Below are 16233 nucleotides of genomic sequence, written 5' to 3' on the forward strand. Positions count from 1 at the left end.
CGTAGCCGCTCTCAGAGGCCCATGGACTTGGCGATGATCGACTTCATGACCTCGCTGGTGCCGCCGTAGATGCGGTTGACCCGGTTGTCCGCGTACAGGCGGGCGATCGGGTACTCGTTCATGTAGCCGTAGCCGCCGTGCAGCTGGAGGCAGCGGTCGATCACGCGGTGCGCGACCTCGGTGCAGAACAGCTTCGCGGACGCGGCCTCGGCGGGGGTGAGCTCACCGGCGTCGAGGGCCTCGATCGCCCGGTCGCAGACGGCCTCGGCCGCGTCGACCTCGGCCTTGCAGGCGGCCAGCTCGAACTTCGTGTTCTGGAACGAGGCGACGCTCTTGCCGAAGACCGTGCGGTCCTGCGTGTACTGCTGGGCGAACCGCACGGCGGCGGCGGCCTGCGCGTACGCGCCGACGGCGATGCCGAGACGCTCCTGCGGGAGGTTCTGGCCGAGGTAGGAGAAGCCCTTGTTCTCCTCGCCCAGCAGGTCCTCGACGGGCACCTTGACGTCCACGAAGGACAGCTCGGCGGTGTCGGAGACCTTCAGGCCCAGCTTGTCGAGCTTGCGGCCGACCGAGTAGCCCTCGGACTTGGTGTCGACGACGAGCAGCGAGATGCCGTGGCGGCGGTCGTCGGCCCTCGGGGCGTCGGTGCGGGCGCAGACGATGACCTTGTCGGCGTGGACGCCGCCGGTGATGAAGGTCTTGGCGCCGTTGAGGACGTAGTGCGTGCCGTCCTCGGAGAGCTTGGCGGTCGTCTTCATGCCGGCCAGGTCCGAACCGGTGCCCGGCTCGGTCATGGCTATCGCGTACATGGTCCTGCCGGAGACGAAGTCGGGCAGCCAGCGCTTCTTCTGCTCCTCGGTGGCGTACGCCTTGAGGTAGGGCAGGCAGAGCAGGACGTGCACACCCGAGCCGCCGAAGGACACACCCGCGCGGGCGGTCTCCTCGTACAGGATCGCCTCGAACTTGAACGACTCCTCACCCGCGCCGCCGAACTCCTCGGGCACCTCGATGCCGAAGATGCCCAGCTCGGCGAGCTTGTAGTAGAAGTCGCGGGGCGCCTGGCCCGCCGCGTACCACTCGTCGTAGACGGGGACGACCTCGGCCTCGATGAAGGCGCGCAGGGTCTCCCGGAACGCCTCGTGGTCCTCGTTGTAAACCGTACGGCGCACGGGGTGCCTCCTCAGTGAGCTTCAGCATCGGGCGGGGTCTGGCTAAGCGCTTGCTCAGTCCTGGTCAAAAGTTACCCGGGGGTCACGGCGGCTGTCCAGGGTGATGCTGAGCACGCCTTGCCGGCTCCCCGGGTGATGCCGGGCGCGCCCGCTGCTTCGGGGCCGCCCGTCCCTCGTGCGACACGGAGAGTGCCGTGCCCGAGCGCTGCGTATACCCCGATGGCGGAGGGCGGAGGGCAGGCGCACAGTGAAATGAGGAGCCGGCGAGGAGGAGAGCCGCCTCGTCGCAACGAGCAACAACCGTCTGTGAGGCAGCCATGGTTGATGTCGAGTCCCTGGACAGGAGTTCAGCAACGGGCCGGAGCGGGGGTGGGGCCCCACGTGGCACGACCACCATCGCCGACAGCGTGGTGGCCACCATCGCCGGAATCGCCATCCGCGAGACGGACGGTGTGCACGCCGTTGGCCGGGGGGCGTCCAAGGCGATGGGCGCGGTCACGGGCCGCATGTCCGGGTCCTCGTCGGCGGGCCGCTCCGTCAAGGTGGAAGTGGGTGAGAAGCAGACGGCGATCGACGTCGACGTCAAGGTGGACTACGGCGTCCCGATCCACGAACTCGCCGACCGGATGAGGAGCCGGGTGACGGACGCGGTGGAGATGATGACGGGCCTGGAGGTCGTCGAGATCAACATCAACGTCTTCGACGTCCACGTACCGGGCGACGATGATGACGACGACGAGGGCAAGAGTTCGCGCGGTCAGTCCTCACGCGTGCAGTGAGCAGCCTCCCGGTGCGGTGAGCCCCGGGCGCCGGACACCTCGAATCCCGACACCCCGGCACCCTTCACGGCCGGCCCGCGGCGCGGCGAAGTCGGCCGCGGTCAGGGTGCCGGCGGGGCTCGGCGTCATCGAACCGGATCGCCGCCGCCGCTCCGGTCTGTGTGCGCGGCATTCCGTCCGCGCGCACCGCTCAGGCGCACAAGCGCCCAGCCTTGACGGCGGCGACGAACGAGGGCCGGCCTGCGGCCGGTATCAGCGGGGCGGGACCCGGGGTGACTCGGAGTCGCGGATACTGCGGGCAACGGCGGGGGATCACGGACGCCGTGAGTGAGCGAACCATCCTGACACCACGGAGCTGACCGGCCGGCGGAAGTCCTCGGCACCCCGGACCGGCACCTGACCCCGGCGTCGGGATCGGCGGCGGGTGCGACACGAATCGGGTGGGAGTCGTCACCCGGATTTCATGTCGAGAGGATTTGAACATCGTTACGCTGCACCGCAGTTGTCGACAACGCGGAGGCCTGCGGTGGGGGAGCCGACATTCGGAGTCCTGGGACCGCTCCAGGTGAGGGCGCAGGGTGTTCCGGTGCGGATCGGCGGGGCCAAGCCCCGGGCCGTACTGGCGACCTTGCTGCTCCAGCCGAACGGCTTCGTCTCGCTGGATCTGCTGACGGAGGTGCTGTGGCCCGGTGGCGCACCTCGGTCCGCGGTCGCCAACGTGCGCACCTATGTGAGGGCGCTGCGGCTGCCCCCTGCCGCCGTCGCGGGACTGCGCACCGAGCCCTCCGGTTACTCGCTGGACGTCGTACCCGGGGAGGTGGACATGCTGCTCTTCGAGCAGCGGCTCGCGGCTGCCCGTGCCGCCCGCGCCCGGGGAGAGGACGCCGCCGCACTGCGTGCCTACGAATCGGCCCTGGGGCTGTGGCGCGGCGGGGTGCTCCAGGACGTGCCCTCCAGCGTGGTGTGGGATCCGGCCATCACGCGCATGGAGGGGCTGCGGTCGGTCGCGGCCGACGAGTGCCTGGAGTTGCGGCTCCGGTTGGGGGACTACGCCCACCTGGTCTCCGGCCTGCGGTCCCGGCTGACCGAGAGCCCTCTGCGGGAGGACCTGTGGCGGATGCTGGTGCACGCGCTCGACGACGCGGGCCGCAGCGCCGAGGCGCGGTCCGCCTACGCCGAGGCGGAGCGGGTGATCGCAGCCGAGCTCGGGATCGAGCCGAGCGAACCGCTGCGGGCCATCGGCGCCGAGGTCAACGGTTACGCCGGCCGCCGCCGTGCGGCGATGGCCGTGCCCGTCTGCCAACTGCCGATGGACATTCCTGACTTCACCGGCCGCGCCGTCGAGGTCGCCGACCTGGAGCAGCTGCTGTCCACCGCCGGGCGGCAGCCGGTGGTCGCGGCGGTGTCGGGGCCGCCGGGTGCCGGCAAGTCCACGCTGGCCGTGCATGTCGCCCACCGGGTGCGTGACGCGTTCCCCGACGGGCAGCTCTTCGTCGACCTGGCCGGAACGAGCGAGTGCCCCCGCGAGTCGACGGACGTCCTGGCCGAGATGCTGCGTGGCCTGGGCGTCATCGACAGTGCGATACCCGGCGAACCGGGCGAACGCGCCGCGATGTTCCGTGCCCGTCTCGCCCAGCGGCGCTTCCTCATCGTGCTCGACGACGCCGTGGACGGCGCACAGGTGAGTCCGCTGCTCCCGGGCACCGGTGGCTCGGCGGTGCTGGTCAGCTCGCGGCGCCGGATGCCCGGCCTGCCGGCGTACGCCTGCGCGCTCGGGCTGATGCGGCACGACGACGCCCGCGCCCTTTTCGCGGCCATCGTCGGCGCGGACCGGCTGCGCCGGGAGGGCGCTGACGCCGACCGTGTCCTCGCCGAGTGCGGGTCACTGCCGCTGGCGGTACGGATCGCGGCCGCGCGGCTCGTGAACCGGCCCGGCTGGAGCGTCGGCACGCTGGCCGACTCGCTGCGCGACGAGCGTGGTCGCCTCGGGGCGGTCCGCCCCGGTGAGCTGGAGGTGCGGGCCGGTGTCGAACTCAGCTACCGCCATCTGCCCGAGCCCGCCGCCCACGCCTTCCGCACCTTCGGCGACCTGCCCGACGACCCGGTCCCGGGCTGGCTCGTCGCCGTCGCGACGGGGTGCGACAGCGAGACCGCGGGAGGTCTGGAGACCCTGCTGGACGAACACCTCGTCGAAGTCGTGGGCAGGGATCATCTCGGGCTGAACCGCTACCGCATGCACGACCTGCTGCGGTCCTACGCCCGGGAACTGGCCTTGACGGGCGATCAGGAGACCCGGCTGCGGCGGCGTCTCCACGTCATAGACGCGCTCATCGCCCTCGCCCGCTGCGCCAACGCGGCCATGCCCACCCGCTTCCTCGGCGTGCTGGGCGAGCCCGACGCGAGGGGCCTGACCGAGGGGCCGGCGCACGCCGTCGCCCCCACGGTGCGCGCCCGTCCCGTGGACTGGTTCGAGAGTGAGCACCGCAACCTCGTCGCCGCCGTCGACGCGGCCGTCCGGCTCGGGCGGACCGACCGGGCCGCCGACCTCGCGATCGAACTGGCGGGCTTCTTCGACATGCGCGGCTACTACGGGGACTGGCTGCGGACCCACCGGCTCGTGCTCGACGCCATGCCCCGTCACGACGACGTCAGGGCGGCGGCTCTGCTGCGCAACCTCGGCCAGCTCCATCTCTACCAGGACCGGTACGCGGACGCGCTCGTCTCCTTCGACCGGGCCAGGGCGCTCTTCGCCGAGCTCGGTCACCGGACGGGAGAGGCGGTCGCCGCGGTGGGGTCCGGCTCGGTCCACCGGGTCATGGGTGAACTCGGTACCGCGTTGGAGACGTTCACCGCCGCGCTCCAGGACTTCGCCGCGGCCGGCGACCGGCACGGGGAGGCGGTGGCACGCAACGCGATCGCCTCCGTCTGGCTGGAACGCAAGGACCCGGAGACCGCGGCCGGCTGGCTGCGCGGGGCACTGGAGCTGTCCCGTGCCGACGGGGACCGGCACCGCGAGGCACAGGTGCGCCGCAGGGTCGCCGTACTGCACGAACTGCGCGGCGAATCGCAGTCGGCCCGTGGCGAGCTGGAGCGTGCCCTCGGCATCTTCGACGAGCTGGCCGATCTGCACTGCGCCGCGTACGTGCAGCAGAGCATCGCGGAACTGTGCCTGCGGCAGGGCGACGCCGGTGAGGCCTCGGCGCTGTTGATCGGGGCACTCGCTGTCCAGCAGCAGCTCGGGGACCGCCGTGCCGAGGCCCGGGTGGCCGGCCTGCTGGGTGAGTTGCACGACGCGACCGGCCGCAAGCAGACCGCGCGGCACTACTTCCACCGCTCCCTCGCGACCTGGCGCCGCCTGGGCCTGCCCGACGAGGCCGGACGGGTGGACGCCAAGCTCCGCTCGATGCGCTGAGCGGCGAAGACGGAGACGGGTGCCGGTGCGACCGCGTCGCACCGGCACCCGTCACCCGGCGGTAGGTCAGCATCTGTTGGTGCTGGTCTGGTTGCGCTTGAGGTAGTCGCTCCAGGTGACACCCTGGACGACCGCGACCACGACCGCTCCGTCGAGCTTCTGCTCGTAGTGCAGGTGCGGGGTGATGTTGTAGAGGGCGGACGTGTTGCCGACCTCGCCGATCTTCTGGCCCATCGTCACCGTCTGGCCCGCGCTCACCGAACGCGTGTTCAGATGGGCGTACCGCGTCTGCCAGCCACCCCCGTGACCGATGACTATCGTGTTGCCGTACCCGGCGCCCGTCGAGTAGTACGACTCGAGGACCGTGCCACCGGCGCTGGCGAACACCCGGCGTCCCAGGTCGTCGGGGTTGCCGTTCGCGTCGTAGTGGTTCCAGTCGATCGAGTGTGCGGGACTGTGCCCGGACCAGTTGCTGCCGAGCCATGTCTGGTTGCACTCGAAGGGCATCTTGAAGGCGGGCCGTGCGGCCACGGCGGCTTCCGACGCGTCCACGACCGGCGCCGCCACAGCGACCGGAGCGATGAGCGTGACTGCCGCGAACGCGGCCATGGTGATCAGCGACCGGCGAACATTCCTGTGCATGGTTCTCCCCTTGTCGTCGGGTGACACGGCGTCGGGTGACACGGCGATTCAAGGAGGCGGGCATACACGGCGGATACATTCCGCCCGCCGAGCCCCGCGAGCACACTCCACGGGTCGGGCATACGGATGGTGGGGGCGATGACATACGTGGTCACGGAGTCGTCCGGGACTCTCGTCCTCCGCAGCGGTACGCCCCGTGTCATTCGGGCGTGTGGACCGTCTGGATCAGCCGGTTCGGCCGGCCCTTGCGGATGAGCACACCGCGTCCCGCCGGCTGCCGGCTCGCGTACACGCCGGGGAACAGCCGGCCCTCGCTGCGGTCACCGTCCATGAGGACGGCCGAGGCCCCCGACTCGCGCAGACCGTGGACCAGCGGCTCGTACATGCCCCACGACGCGCCCGCCACCTGGCGCGACAGGATGAAGTGGAGTCCGATGTCCGCCGCCGAGTGGATGTACGGCAGGAACGGCGCGAGCGGCGAATAGCCGTCCTCCATCAGTACGTCGTAGTCCTCGACGAGCACCACGATCCGCGGGCCGGTGCCCCAGCCCTCGGAAGCCAGGTCCTCGGGAGAGGCGCTGTCGTCGGGCAGCCGCTTCTCCAGCTCGGTGGCGATACCGGCGGCGAGACCCTCGCACAGTTTGGCGTTGTACGCGTAACCGCCGTCGAACTCCTCGGGGATCGCGCCGCGCAGACCCTGCCTCGGGTCTATGACGGCGAAGACCAGCTCGTCCTCGCCGTAGCGGTCGATGAGGCCGCGGGCGACGGTCCTGAGGAGATTCGTCTTGCCGCACCCGCTGTCGCCCAGGACCAGCAGGTGCTGGTCCTGGTGGAAGAGGTCCAGCAGAACGGGGGCGAGCGCCTCCTGGTCCAGACCGATCGGCACCCGCCGGGGCTCGGCCGCCGGGCCCGGGAGCAGGTGCGGTTCCAGAAGGTGGGGCAGCACCAGGACGGGCTGGGCGACCTCACCGCTCCAGGCGGCGCGGACCGCACGAGCCGTGCGGTCGAGGACCGCCTCCAGATCGGTCGTGTCCGCGCGTCCGTCCGTACGCGGGAGCGCGGTCTGGGCGAAGAGCCCGCGGTCGGTCAGGACGCGGCCCGGTTCGTGGGGTGACAGCGTCTCGGCGAGTGTGCGGTCGATGCCGGATTCCCCGGGGTCGCTCAGGCGCAGCTCGACCCGGGTGCCGAACGGCGCCTGTGTGGTGGTGTGCACGTCTCTCCGACTGAGCAACCCGGCCACGACGTGGATGCCGTAACCGCCGCCGCGCTCCAGGAGGTCGACGACCGTGTCGTACAGCTCGTCGAAGCCGTCGCGCAGTGCGTCGAACCCGTCGAGGACCAGCACGATCTCGGCGGACGCCAGCTCGGGCAGCCGTCCCGCCGTGTGCAGGGTGCGCAGTTGCTCGAGGGAGGCGATGGCGTGCTCACGGAAGAGTTCCTCGCGTGCTTCGAGCATGCTCCGCACCATCTCGACCGTACGGACCACGCGCTCGGGTTCCGACCGGCTCGCGATGCCGCCGACGTGCGGCAGCCCGGAGAGGACCTGGAGATCGTCCCCGACCAGGTCGAGGCCGTAGACGCCGACCTCCTGCGGGGTGTGCGTCAGCGCGAGCGAGAGGACCAGTGTGCGCAGGAGGGTCGTCCTGCCGGACTGCGGCCCGCCGATGACGGCGGCATGCCCGCCCGCCACCGTGAGGTCCAGGTACCACGGGCCCTGGCTCTGTCCGGCCGGGTCGTCGAGCAGACCGAGCGGAACCTGCAGCGGGCCCTGCCGACCGGCGAGCCGCATTCCGCGCGGGCCGGCTTCCAGCGGACCGGCGGCCTTGTCGAGGGCGAGCGCGGCGGGCAGCGGGGGCAGCCAGATGCTGCGTACCGCCGCTGCGGCGTCCTCCAGCTGTTCGACCACGATGTCCAGCTCCGTCGGACCGGGCTCCCGGTGCCCGGACGGCACCGGTTCCCTTCGGCCCGACTCGTCCGGTGCGGGCAGGGTGTCGTACGCCTCGTACTCCAGGGCGAGAGGCGGGCTCTCCACCTCGTCCGCATGCGGCGAGGGTCCCCGGTAGCCGCCGGAGACACAGCCGGCCTTGAAGCGCTCGTAGCGACCGGTATCGGTCTTGAGGTATCCGAAGCCCGGCAGCGGTGGCAGGTGGAACGCGTCCGTGGTGTCCAGGACCGCGCGCGACTCGTCGGCGGAGGAGGTGCGCAGGCCGATCCGGTACGAGAGGTAGGTGTCCAGACCCTCGAGGCTGCCGTCCTCGATACGTTCGCCGGACAGGAGCAGATGCACGCCGATGGAGTGTCCGAGGCGGCCGACGGAATGGAACAGGTCGATGAAGTCGGGTTTGGCAGCCAGGAGTTCAGCGAACTCCTCGACCACGACGAACAAGTGCGGCAGAGGGTCCAGCTCGGGCCGCTCCTCGGCGCGCAGTGCGGCGTATGCACCGATGTCGGCGACGTCGCCCGCGTCTTCGAGGACCCGCAGGCGGTGCTCCACCTCACCGGTGAGGGAGGCGTGGAGGCGCTCGATAAGGCCTGCCTCGTTCTCCAGGTCGGTCAGGGCACCGGCGACGTGGGGAAGCATCGAGAGCGGCGCGAAGGTCGTACCGCCCTGGTGGTCGACGAGGATCAGGGAGAGGTCCTCGGGCGGGTGCGTCGTCACCAGGGCGAGGACGAGGGAGCGCAGCAACTCCGCCCTCCCCGAACCGCTGGCGCCGACACACAGGCCGTGCGGGCCCATGCCGAGCTCCGAGGAGTCCTTGAGGTCGAGCAGCACCGGTTCGTGCGTGTCGCTGACGCCGATGGGCACGCGCAGGAAGGCGCGTTCGTCACGTGGGGCCCACAGCCGTGCCAGGTCGAGGTGCGCGACGTCGTCGATCCCGAGCAGACCGGCGAAGCCGACGGTGCCCGGCAGAGGGGCCTCCATCAGCGCTTCGGCGGACAGCCGCAGCGGGGCCAGCATCCGGGCCAGGCTCTCGGCGAAAAGGCTGCTGATCTCGTCGACGGTCCCGTGGGCGCTGACGGGCTCGGCTTCGCGGAGGTCCTCGACGAGCAGCTCGAAGCCCTTGACGGTGATCCGGATGCCGACGTGTCCCGGCTCCTGGACGCGCTGTTCGAGCAGGTGCAGGACGGTGACGCCCATGTCGGACAGGCCGACCGTGTTGTCGGGACGGGGTAGATCGACGGCATCCTCGCCGTGTCCGTCGGTGACGACGAGGAGCGGGGGAGCCATGGACAGGGCGTCCTGTCCGGCCGGGCCCCGGCGCGCCTCGGCCGCGTAGGACGCGCGGCGGCGCAGGTCGGCGCCGAGCCGCCGGGCGAGCTGGGGGGCCGACGGGGCGATGCGCCGGGCGGCGACCGGACCGTCGAGCTGCTCGACGTCCAGGAGGTGCGGGAGCCACATCGCCCACCCCCAGTCGGCGATCCGGTCGCCGGGCACGGCGAGCGCCATCGCCACGTCGACGGGGGCATGCGTCGCGGCGGTCTGGACGAGCAGGGCGCGGACCACCCGCAGGCAGTCCTCGCGGGGGCCGATCAAGCTGATGTTGCCGACCTGGCCCAGCGGCACCGTGAGGGGCAGGTCGATCCCCGTGCGGAAGCGCTTCATCAGCGCCGACGCCTCGTTGAGCATGAAGAGATCCGGCGGAGTGAGGACGGACGAGCTCCCCTCGGCGATTTTCAGGTCGCACACGGTCACCTCCCCGATGCCGGCCCGCACCCGCAGGAAGTCCGCGTCGCCCCGGCGACGTTCCCACAGGCGCGCGGGGTCCCGCACGATGTCGTACAGGGCGTACGGCGGCGGATCGAGCACATCGGCACGCTCCCGGCGCGCGCGCTCCTCCGAGGCGAGCTTCTCACGCAGGTCCTCGACGTAGGCGAGGTAGGCCTTCCGCCGGGTGCGGCGAGTGCGCTGGGCCTTGCCGTACGGGGAGAGGAGGAGCGCGACGGTGCCGATGACCGTGACGACGAGGATGATCGCGCCCAGCGCGGCCAACCGGTTGTCGCGTACGACGGTCATCATCACGAGGGAGGACATGACCCCGGCGACGGGGAGCAGCGACATCGCGATGGTGCCCGTCATCCCCTCGGGCAGATCGGGCGGGGCCTCGATGGTGCGTGCCGGTGTGGCGACCGGCGGCCGGATGGTTCTGGCCGGACGGTGTATCAGTCGGGTGCTCATGGACGTCCGTCACTCACGCTCGGGCTCGGCATGGGGTCAGCGATGCTTCTGCGACAGTTGGAAGACGCCTGCCGGCCACCTCGCGCGCCGCTGACGAGGAAACGATTCGGCGCAAACCGCGCACCGTCCGCGACGCGAAGGGCTCGCCCCGCCACCGTTCCCGGCGGGCGACGGGGCGCCGGTGCGAGGTCTGCAGGGGGAGGCCGTCGGCCACCTGGTCCGCGACGTTGTGCATGACGAGGGCGGGAGGCGCGGAACGGAACCTGACGAGTAGGGGGAGTGCGGCACCGTCGGACGTCGGCAACTGCCGAACCAGCGAACGCGATGAGATTCGATCGTTGAGCAACTGGTGCATATCCGGCAGCAAATGGCCAACGGGCGTACGCGAGGGCAGGACGATGTCGGCCCGATGCCGTTCGCCGACCAGGGTCACCGGCTCAGTTCCGTCCGGGATGTCGTTGCCGTGCTCGCCACTTACGGAAACCTATCATCGCGATGCAGGGAGATTCCGGGCTAACTGTGCATATTGATCAGAAACTCATGGGGTTCTCGTCCAGTGCGGAGTGGGCACGCGGACCACCGAAGTAGCCGCGGACGATGCCAGGCCGACACCGGTGTCTTCGGAAGAAGCGGCGCGTCTCCGCGACGAGTTCCGCTTGGCCCCGGACTTGGTGCTGTCCGGGCAGTCTGTGCCTGAGGCCGGCATTGTCACGCAGCCAGCTGGGGTGTTCGTCGACCTTCGCCGCCCGGTAGGCCGAGGTGCCTTGCCGTACCGGCGGCGGGTTGAGCCTCGGCTCGTGGGTTGCGGGCGGCCTTCCCCGAGCAGGTCGTCGATTTGGGAAGATGTCGAAGACTTCGCTGAGTTCACCGACTTTCCGGAAGGCTGGGGTCACGCCCTTGCTGAAGCCGCGCGGCCGGGACGGGGCGTTGCGGGGCTGAGCGAATTGGCCGAGACCGGTTGTGGCACCCTCTTCTGCTCTCCAGACATGAACGTGTTTCACGGAGGCGGCGGCCTGCACCTGGAGGGGACCAACGGCGGCACGTCGGTGTTCGTGGACGTGCTCATACTTACCGTGTCCGCGCTGGCCGACGAGCCGTGGGACTTCCAGGGCTTCGCTGGGGGAGAGGCCGCGATCGTAAGCGGAGCGTAGGAGATCCAGCCATTGAAGTCCGGACACGTACGCCTCATCGTCCCCGACGTCCCGAGGATCGAAGCTTGCCGCCTTCGCTGCGTCAGAGGCCCAGAGGAATCCCAGTACTCTGTCCTTTCCCGTATCGGTACGTATTGCACTAGGCCCTCTGCAGGGCGCTTGTATCCGAGGCGACCAAACCCGGGTGCGTGCGTGAACTTGCTGTACCGGTAGGGAACTTCGAAGCTTGACCACACATCGGACGCTGTGCCGCCGTGATCGAAGTAGTTATCGACGCCAAATTCGGTCGGCTTGCCGAAGTTGGTCAGATCATCCAGCCCTTCAGCGATGCTACGCGCCGGCCGGAAGTAGCGAGTGGGCCGCTCATGAGCTGCTCGTGGCCACCGTTCTTGCAATGAGGTTCGCGGCCTCCACTTCATCCAGCCAGATCAGCCCGAAGTCTGCAGCGGTGTCCGCGGACGCTGGGAGCGTGCCTGCGGGCTCCCAGCGCTGGGTGCCCCGGTTGAATGCCTCGTTGTGCTGAGCATCCTGTACGGCGCGTTTCCGCATCAGCGTTCCCTGCCCGTTCGCTGCCGTGTAGTAGGTGATGCGCCCCTCTGCATCCACCGCGTCGAGCACCGCGTCATCAAGGGAATCAAGGCGCGGCGTGCTCAGGTGGCCCTGCAGAGTGCCGGGGCGTAGCGACACACCGGTGAGGTCGATAAAACCGGCGTTGTCTCGGAGGAATTCTCCGCCCCGCTCGTAGAAAAGGACGAGTGGTTCGTAGAGATCCGGCAAATCAGCACCGAACGCAGGATCCTGTTCCCTGAACTCAGCAATGCGTACCGCACCTGAGCAGGTGCGCTTGATGGCGTAATCTCCAGTCAGTTGGTTCAGGTAGGTCTGGAGATCTTTAGCCAATTCCGAGGGAAGCGTGAATTGTGAGTCCATGTACTCAGTTACATCGAAGAATGGCCATGCAGCCTCAGCTGAATATGCCTGGGCCCACATTCCAGCGCGTCGGAGGTATTCTCGCATCAGGATGCGGCGAGACATGACGTGCGCTACGGCGTCATCCCAATCGCCCGTCCAGATCACCGCGCGCAAACGCTCCAACATGGCGCGTGATGTCCCGTCGGTCACTTCGTCATTCCCTTCGATCGCAGCTCCTCCAAGAGGGCTGCCGTCACTTCTTCAATGTTGGTCAGGCCGGGTGCCAGATCGATCTCCGGGAGGTCGAGGCCTAGCGCGCGCCACTGGCCGAACCCGCCGCGGTTTTCATTCAGTGCCAGTTCGTGTGCGCCAGCATCTCGATAGCTCTGGGGCCAGTTGTGATAGTACCCGGACTCGTCCGAGTTGCGGTAATATTCCCAGAGGTGATCCGCGTCGCGCAAGTATGGCAGCCCGGCCTCAATGAAATAACTTTCCGTGTATTCATGACCGATGTACCGCTCGAATTTCTGAGTCTCGGCAGGGGAAAGGTTACGCTGGCTTGCCGCTTCCCAAATGTCGGCGATGTCGTTTCGTGGCGTAAAATAGGCTCGGCGTGAGAGGCCCGGTCCTTCCGTCACTATATGCTCGGTAAGGAAGAAGTGAGTGCGAACGCGATCCAGCACGGCAGTGTCAATTCCGGTGTTCTCTGAAATGCTTCGAATGTTCAGAGATTCTGGATTGGCGCGCACCTGATCGTAGAATTGTGCTGCCGCTGCGTGCTCGGCTGTGGGCTCCTCGACGTAGCGGGCACCGTCTGGCCTCGGTCCGGATCCTCCAGGGAGGGCCGGATCGCCAGGCGGGCCGCCTTGCTGGTCGCTCTGGCCGGGCCTGTCGTAGTCACTGCGGAGATCGGTAGGAGTATCGCCACTGTGTCTGGTCGACGTGGCAGGGGGCTCGTGGCTGCCGCCGACGGGCGTGCCGTCCGTATGGCCCGTGCCGCCACGGCCATCGGTATGGCTACCACCATGAGGGTCGAGGTTGCCGGCTCGGCCCCCGCTGAAGCCGTCGGCGTGGGCGCCCGGATTAGTGCCCGAGTGCCCCGTCGAGAGGTGATCGCTGGCATGGGCGGGTTTCGAAGTGCCCGAGTCTGCGCGGATCGGATTGCCGCCGTTTTGTCCGGTGATATGCGCCCCCGCACCGGCCAGCACCGGTTGCCGTACCGGGGTTTCCACGCGGGCGTGGTCCGGGGTGCTCGTGTCGGTGTCGGTCTTGCCGGCTTCCGTACGGGCGGACTCGGCGCGCTGGACGAGGTTGCCGCTCTCGTCGTAGAGGTTGCCCTTGCGGTCGGCGTAGGCGGCGCCCTCGTCGAAGGGGTTCTTGACCGTGCCTTCCGGGAGGGCGATCACCCCCTCGGGGAGTCTGACCGTGCCGTCGGCGAGCCGGACCGCCCCCTCCGGGAGGGTCGCGCCCGCGGGGAGGTCGATTGTGCCGTCGGCCAGGCGTACGGCGCCTTCGGGGAGGGTGAAGACGTTGTCGGGCAGGGGTGGTATCTCGACGGCGCCCAGGCCCTTGAGGCCGGTCATGGCGTCGCCGATCTTCGACATGCCGAAGCCCGCGCCCTTGAAGACGTAGGTCATCGGGTCGACGAAGCGGCCCACCTTGCCCGCCGTGGACAGGGCCTTGGCGGCGAGGGCGGCCTTGCCGCCACCGGCGACCGCGCCGCCGGTGCCGCCGGTGAAGACGGTGGTGACGACGTTGAAGGTGACCGCGCCCGCTGCCCGGGAGGGGTTCTCGCCCCATTGGTCCCAGGCCACCAGCGCCTTGCCCGTCTCCTTCATCGCCGTACGGGAGTCACGCAGCCAGGAAGGGAGTTCGTCGTCCTTCGCCGTCCAGTAGGCGGGTCCCGCCACCACGGTGACCAACAGGCCGGTACCGAGCTGGGCCAGGCCCTTCCACGCCTGACCGGCCGCCTCGAAGCCGTCGTAGCCCACCAGGGTGCCCAGGCCCTTGATCGTGCCCCAGACCCCGTCGACGAAGAAGCCCTTGGTGAAGTCCCAGGCGTGTTCCCACACCTGCCAGCCCGGGGTGGACTCGACGAGCGGGTCACCCCAGGGCAGGCCTTCGGCCTGCTTGAGGGTTTCGGCGTCGTAGCCGTACTGGTGCGAGCTGTCGGAGCCGTCGCTCTTCTTCAGAGGAAGCAGACAGACCAGGGCGGTGATCTTGTTGTAGCAGGCGATCTCCGCGTCCTGGAACGCGGAAAGGGTTTCGACGATCTCGTCGCGGCGGTGGTTGTTCTCCTCGATGAGGTCGCCGTCCTCGCGCCACTTGTCGTCGGCGTCGACCTTCACGAGGAACGCACCGGCGTCCCGTTTGATCTGCTTGAGTTTCTCGACCAGCGGGTGGACCTCGTCGGAGTACGTGCTCAGCGCACCGGCGATGGTCCTGAGGTCGGACTTCAGCGTCTGCCCGCTGTCCGCGACCGGCTTCGTCGTCGCGAACAGCTGATCCGCCTCGGGCGCCCGGTAGAAGGCCTGGAGGCCGCCGAAGCTGCTGTGGACGTCACCGGTGGTCGCCGCGATGGTTTCCGCGGCCGAGGTCAGCTCGGTGACCTTCACATCCAGTGTCGCCAGGTTTCCGGTGAAGACCGGTATGCCTTCCAGGCGGATGGGCTGGTCGTCGCTCATCCGTGCCCCCCGGGAGCGTCCTTCAGCAGGTCCAGCCGCACGGCCCTGGCCGCGTCCTGCGCGTGCTTCGCCGCGTCCAGGTCGCCCGCCACGTACTCGTTGGTGGCCTTCGCCGCCCCCAGCACAGCGGCCTGGATGCGCTCCGCCATCGACTTCAGATAGCCCTCGCGCTGTTCCAGGTACTGGCTCAGCGCCGAGGCCACCGGCCCCAGCGTGGCCTTCTGCGCCAACGGGGCCGCCCCCACCGGAACCGGGCCCTGCACCGGCGCCGAGGCCTCCGTGCCCGGAACGGCCGTCCCCGCAGCCGTCGCCGCCTCCGACATCGTCGTGACCAGAGCCGTCAGAGCCTTCTCCAGGTCACCCGCATGTGTGCCGGTGACCTGCAACTGGCCCTGCACCCCCTGCGGCTTGATGTCCCATGCCGTCATAACGCCCCCCGCGTAACCGAGTTTCCGCACCGTCGTCGCCCGCCCGCAGGATCGTTCCTCCTGTGGCAGGCACGCATGGCTCAGCCGATGTTGTCGACCGCGGCCTTCGCGCGCGCGAGCGTCTGCTGCGCCGTGCCGTCGTTCTTCTCCAGCGTCGTCCTCAGCAACTGGATGATGTTCCTGACCTCGTTCGAGGTGTTGTTCCAGCGCAGTTCCTTGGCGTGGTACTCGTCCGCCACCCCGTCGGCGGCGAAGTCCGCCATCGCCGCCTTCACCTGGGCGTCCCGCGCCTGGATCACCTGCTCCAGGCGGGCGATGACCGCCTGGATGTTGCCCTGCGCCTCCGAGGACGCGCCCGTGTCGTACGAACGGCGGTCACTGTCCGTGGCCATGGTCGATTACTCCCCGTGGAATGAGATCCGAGCCTGTCGTGAAATGAGGGATGGTCAGCCGCGACCGGAGAAGCGGGCCGCGTCGAAGTTCGCCGACGCCATCTGCGACTTCGCGTTCTCGCCCTGCTCCTGGTCGCCCTCGCCGAACGCCGCGTCCATCCCGGACTGACCGCCGAGCAGCGCGGCCAGCGATCCGTTCAGTGCCGCGGTGATCTCGTCCGAACGCGCCTTGAACGAGTCGAACGCCACCTTGCCGGCACCGTTGAACTTCCCCTCCAGCGGCTGCGCCGCCTGGATCAGCTGATTGATCAGCGTGCCCAGGTCCGTGCTCGACTCCGTGGAACGCGACATCAGGTTCGACAGAACCGATGCCCCCATATCGAACTTCATCAGGTTCCCCCACCAGGCTGAACAGCCGTACGAATGATCATGTCTATCAACTCGCACATCGCTGATGCAATCAGCAATCAGGTCACTGTGACCATCC

The 16233-nt window shown here is 69.2% G+C and carries 11 protein-coding genes and 1 pseudogene; 3 read left to right on the plus strand and 9 right to left on the minus strand.

Translation table 11 applies throughout. The features are described from left to right. Positions 1 to 11: 11 nt before the first annotated feature. Entirely contained in the window at positions 12 to 1169 is a 1158-nt protein-coding gene (locus AB0F38_RS01260) for an acyl-CoA dehydrogenase family protein (RefSeq protein WP_361884914.1), read from the minus strand. Between the two features lie 317 nt (positions 1170 to 1486). Here AB0F38_RS01260 and AB0F38_RS01265 point away from each other — a divergent pair, with 317 nt between their 5' ends. Then, on the plus strand, positions 1487 to 1948 hold the full coding sequence (locus tag AB0F38_RS01265; protein WP_361884916.1) for an Asp23/Gls24 family envelope stress response protein: 462 nt from the start codon (positions 1487 to 1489) through the stop codon (positions 1946 to 1948). 526 nt (positions 1949 to 2474) lie between these two features. Further along, complete coding sequence (locus AB0F38_RS01270) at positions 2475 to 5360, plus strand: BTAD domain-containing putative transcriptional regulator (protein WP_361884918.1); 2886 nt, start codon at positions 2475 to 2477, stop codon at positions 5358 to 5360. A 66-nt stretch (positions 5361 to 5426) separates the two neighbouring features. On the opposite strand, the gene AB0F38_RS01275 is transcribed toward AB0F38_RS01270, so the two are convergent. From AB0F38_RS01275 to AB0F38_RS01285, 3 genes and pseudogenes are all read right to left on the minus strand, one after another. Next, positions 5427 to 6002, minus strand: a complete 576-nt coding sequence (locus AB0F38_RS01275; protein ID WP_361884920.1) for a M23 family metallopeptidase — start codon at positions 6000 to 6002, stop codon at positions 5427 to 5429. A gap of 199 nt (positions 6003 to 6201) precedes the next feature. Continuing rightward, complete coding sequence (gene eccCa / locus AB0F38_RS01280; protein ID WP_361884922.1) at positions 6202 to 10179, minus strand: type VII secretion protein EccCa; 3978 nt, start codon at positions 10177 to 10179, stop codon at positions 6202 to 6204. A 190-nt stretch (positions 10180 to 10369) separates the two neighbouring features. Next, positions 10370 to 10653 (minus strand): annotated as a pseudogene (locus tag AB0F38_RS01285) (type VII secretion integral membrane protein EccD); the annotation flags it as partial. Positions 10654 to 11165: 512 nt separating this feature from the next. Between AB0F38_RS01285 and AB0F38_RS01290 the strand changes: the two are divergent. Continuing rightward, positions 11166 to 11330 carry a hypothetical protein gene (locus AB0F38_RS01290; protein ID WP_361884924.1) on the plus strand — a complete coding sequence of 55 codons (165 nt, stop codon included), beginning with the start codon at positions 11166 to 11168 and terminating at the stop codon, positions 11328 to 11330. A gap of 363 nt (positions 11331 to 11693) precedes the next feature. Here AB0F38_RS01290 and AB0F38_RS01295 read toward each other — a convergent pair whose 3' ends face one another. From AB0F38_RS01295 to AB0F38_RS01315, 5 genes are all read right to left on the minus strand, one after another. Then, entirely contained in the window at positions 11694 to 12452 is a 759-nt protein-coding gene (locus tag AB0F38_RS01295; RefSeq protein WP_361884926.1) for a hypothetical protein, read from the minus strand. Continuing rightward, the gene (locus AB0F38_RS01300) at positions 12449 to 14926 is read right to left on the minus strand and encodes a hypothetical protein (protein WP_361884928.1); all 2478 of its coding nucleotides are present in this window, start codon (positions 14924 to 14926) and stop codon (positions 12449 to 12451) included. Before AB0F38_RS01300 ends, AB0F38_RS01295 begins: the two co-directional genes overlap by 4 nt. Continuing rightward, entirely contained in the window at positions 14923 to 15354 is a 432-nt protein-coding gene (locus tag AB0F38_RS01305; RefSeq protein WP_361884930.1) for a DUF6507 family protein, read from the minus strand. The genes AB0F38_RS01300 and AB0F38_RS01305 overlap by 4 nt, the downstream gene beginning before the upstream one ends. 80 nt (positions 15355 to 15434) lie before the next feature. Further along, positions 15435 to 15746 carry a pore-forming ESAT-6 family protein gene (locus tag AB0F38_RS01310; RefSeq protein WP_361884932.1) on the minus strand — a complete coding sequence of 104 codons (312 nt, stop codon included), beginning with the start codon at positions 15744 to 15746 and terminating at the stop codon, positions 15435 to 15437. 54 nt (positions 15747 to 15800) lie between these two features. Then, complete coding sequence (locus AB0F38_RS01315) at positions 15801 to 16136, minus strand: hypothetical protein (protein ID WP_361884934.1); 336 nt, start codon at positions 16134 to 16136, stop codon at positions 15801 to 15803. Between the last annotated feature and the right edge of the window lie 97 nt (positions 16137 to 16233).

Source organism: Streptomyces sp. NPDC025273 (assembly GCF_040638585.1).
GTDB classification, from domain to species: Bacteria; Actinomycetota; Actinomycetes; order Streptomycetales; family Streptomycetaceae; genus Streptomyces; species Streptomyces cinereorectus.

Coding starts and splice junctions, on each gene's coding strand:
- AB0F38_RS01265 (WP_361884916.1), top strand. CDS start 1,487: ATGGTTGATGTCGAGTCCCTGGACAGGAGTTCAGCAACGGGCCGGAGC.
- AB0F38_RS01275 (WP_361884920.1), bottom strand. CDS start 6,002: ATGCACAGGAATGTTCGCCGGTCGCTGATCACCATGGCCGCGTTCGCG.
- eccCa (WP_361884922.1), bottom strand. CDS start 10,179: ATGAGCACCCGACTGATACACCGTCCGGCCAGAACCATCCGGCCGCCG.
- AB0F38_RS01290 (WP_361884924.1), top strand. CDS start 11,166: ATGAACGTGTTTCACGGAGGCGGCGGCCTGCACCTGGAGGGGACCAAC.
- AB0F38_RS01300 (WP_361884928.1), bottom strand. CDS start 14,926: ATGAGCGACGACCAGCCCATCCGCCTGGAAGGCATACCGGTCTTCACC.
- AB0F38_RS01305 (WP_361884930.1), bottom strand. CDS start 15,354: ATGACGGCATGGGACATCAAGCCGCAGGGGGTGCAGGGCCAGTTGCAG.
- AB0F38_RS01310 (WP_361884932.1), bottom strand. CDS start 15,746: ATGGCCACGGACAGTGACCGCCGTTCGTACGACACGGGCGCGTCCTCG.
- AB0F38_RS01315 (WP_361884934.1), bottom strand. CDS start 16,136: ATGAAGTTCGATATGGGGGCATCGGTTCTGTCGAACCTGATGTCGCGT.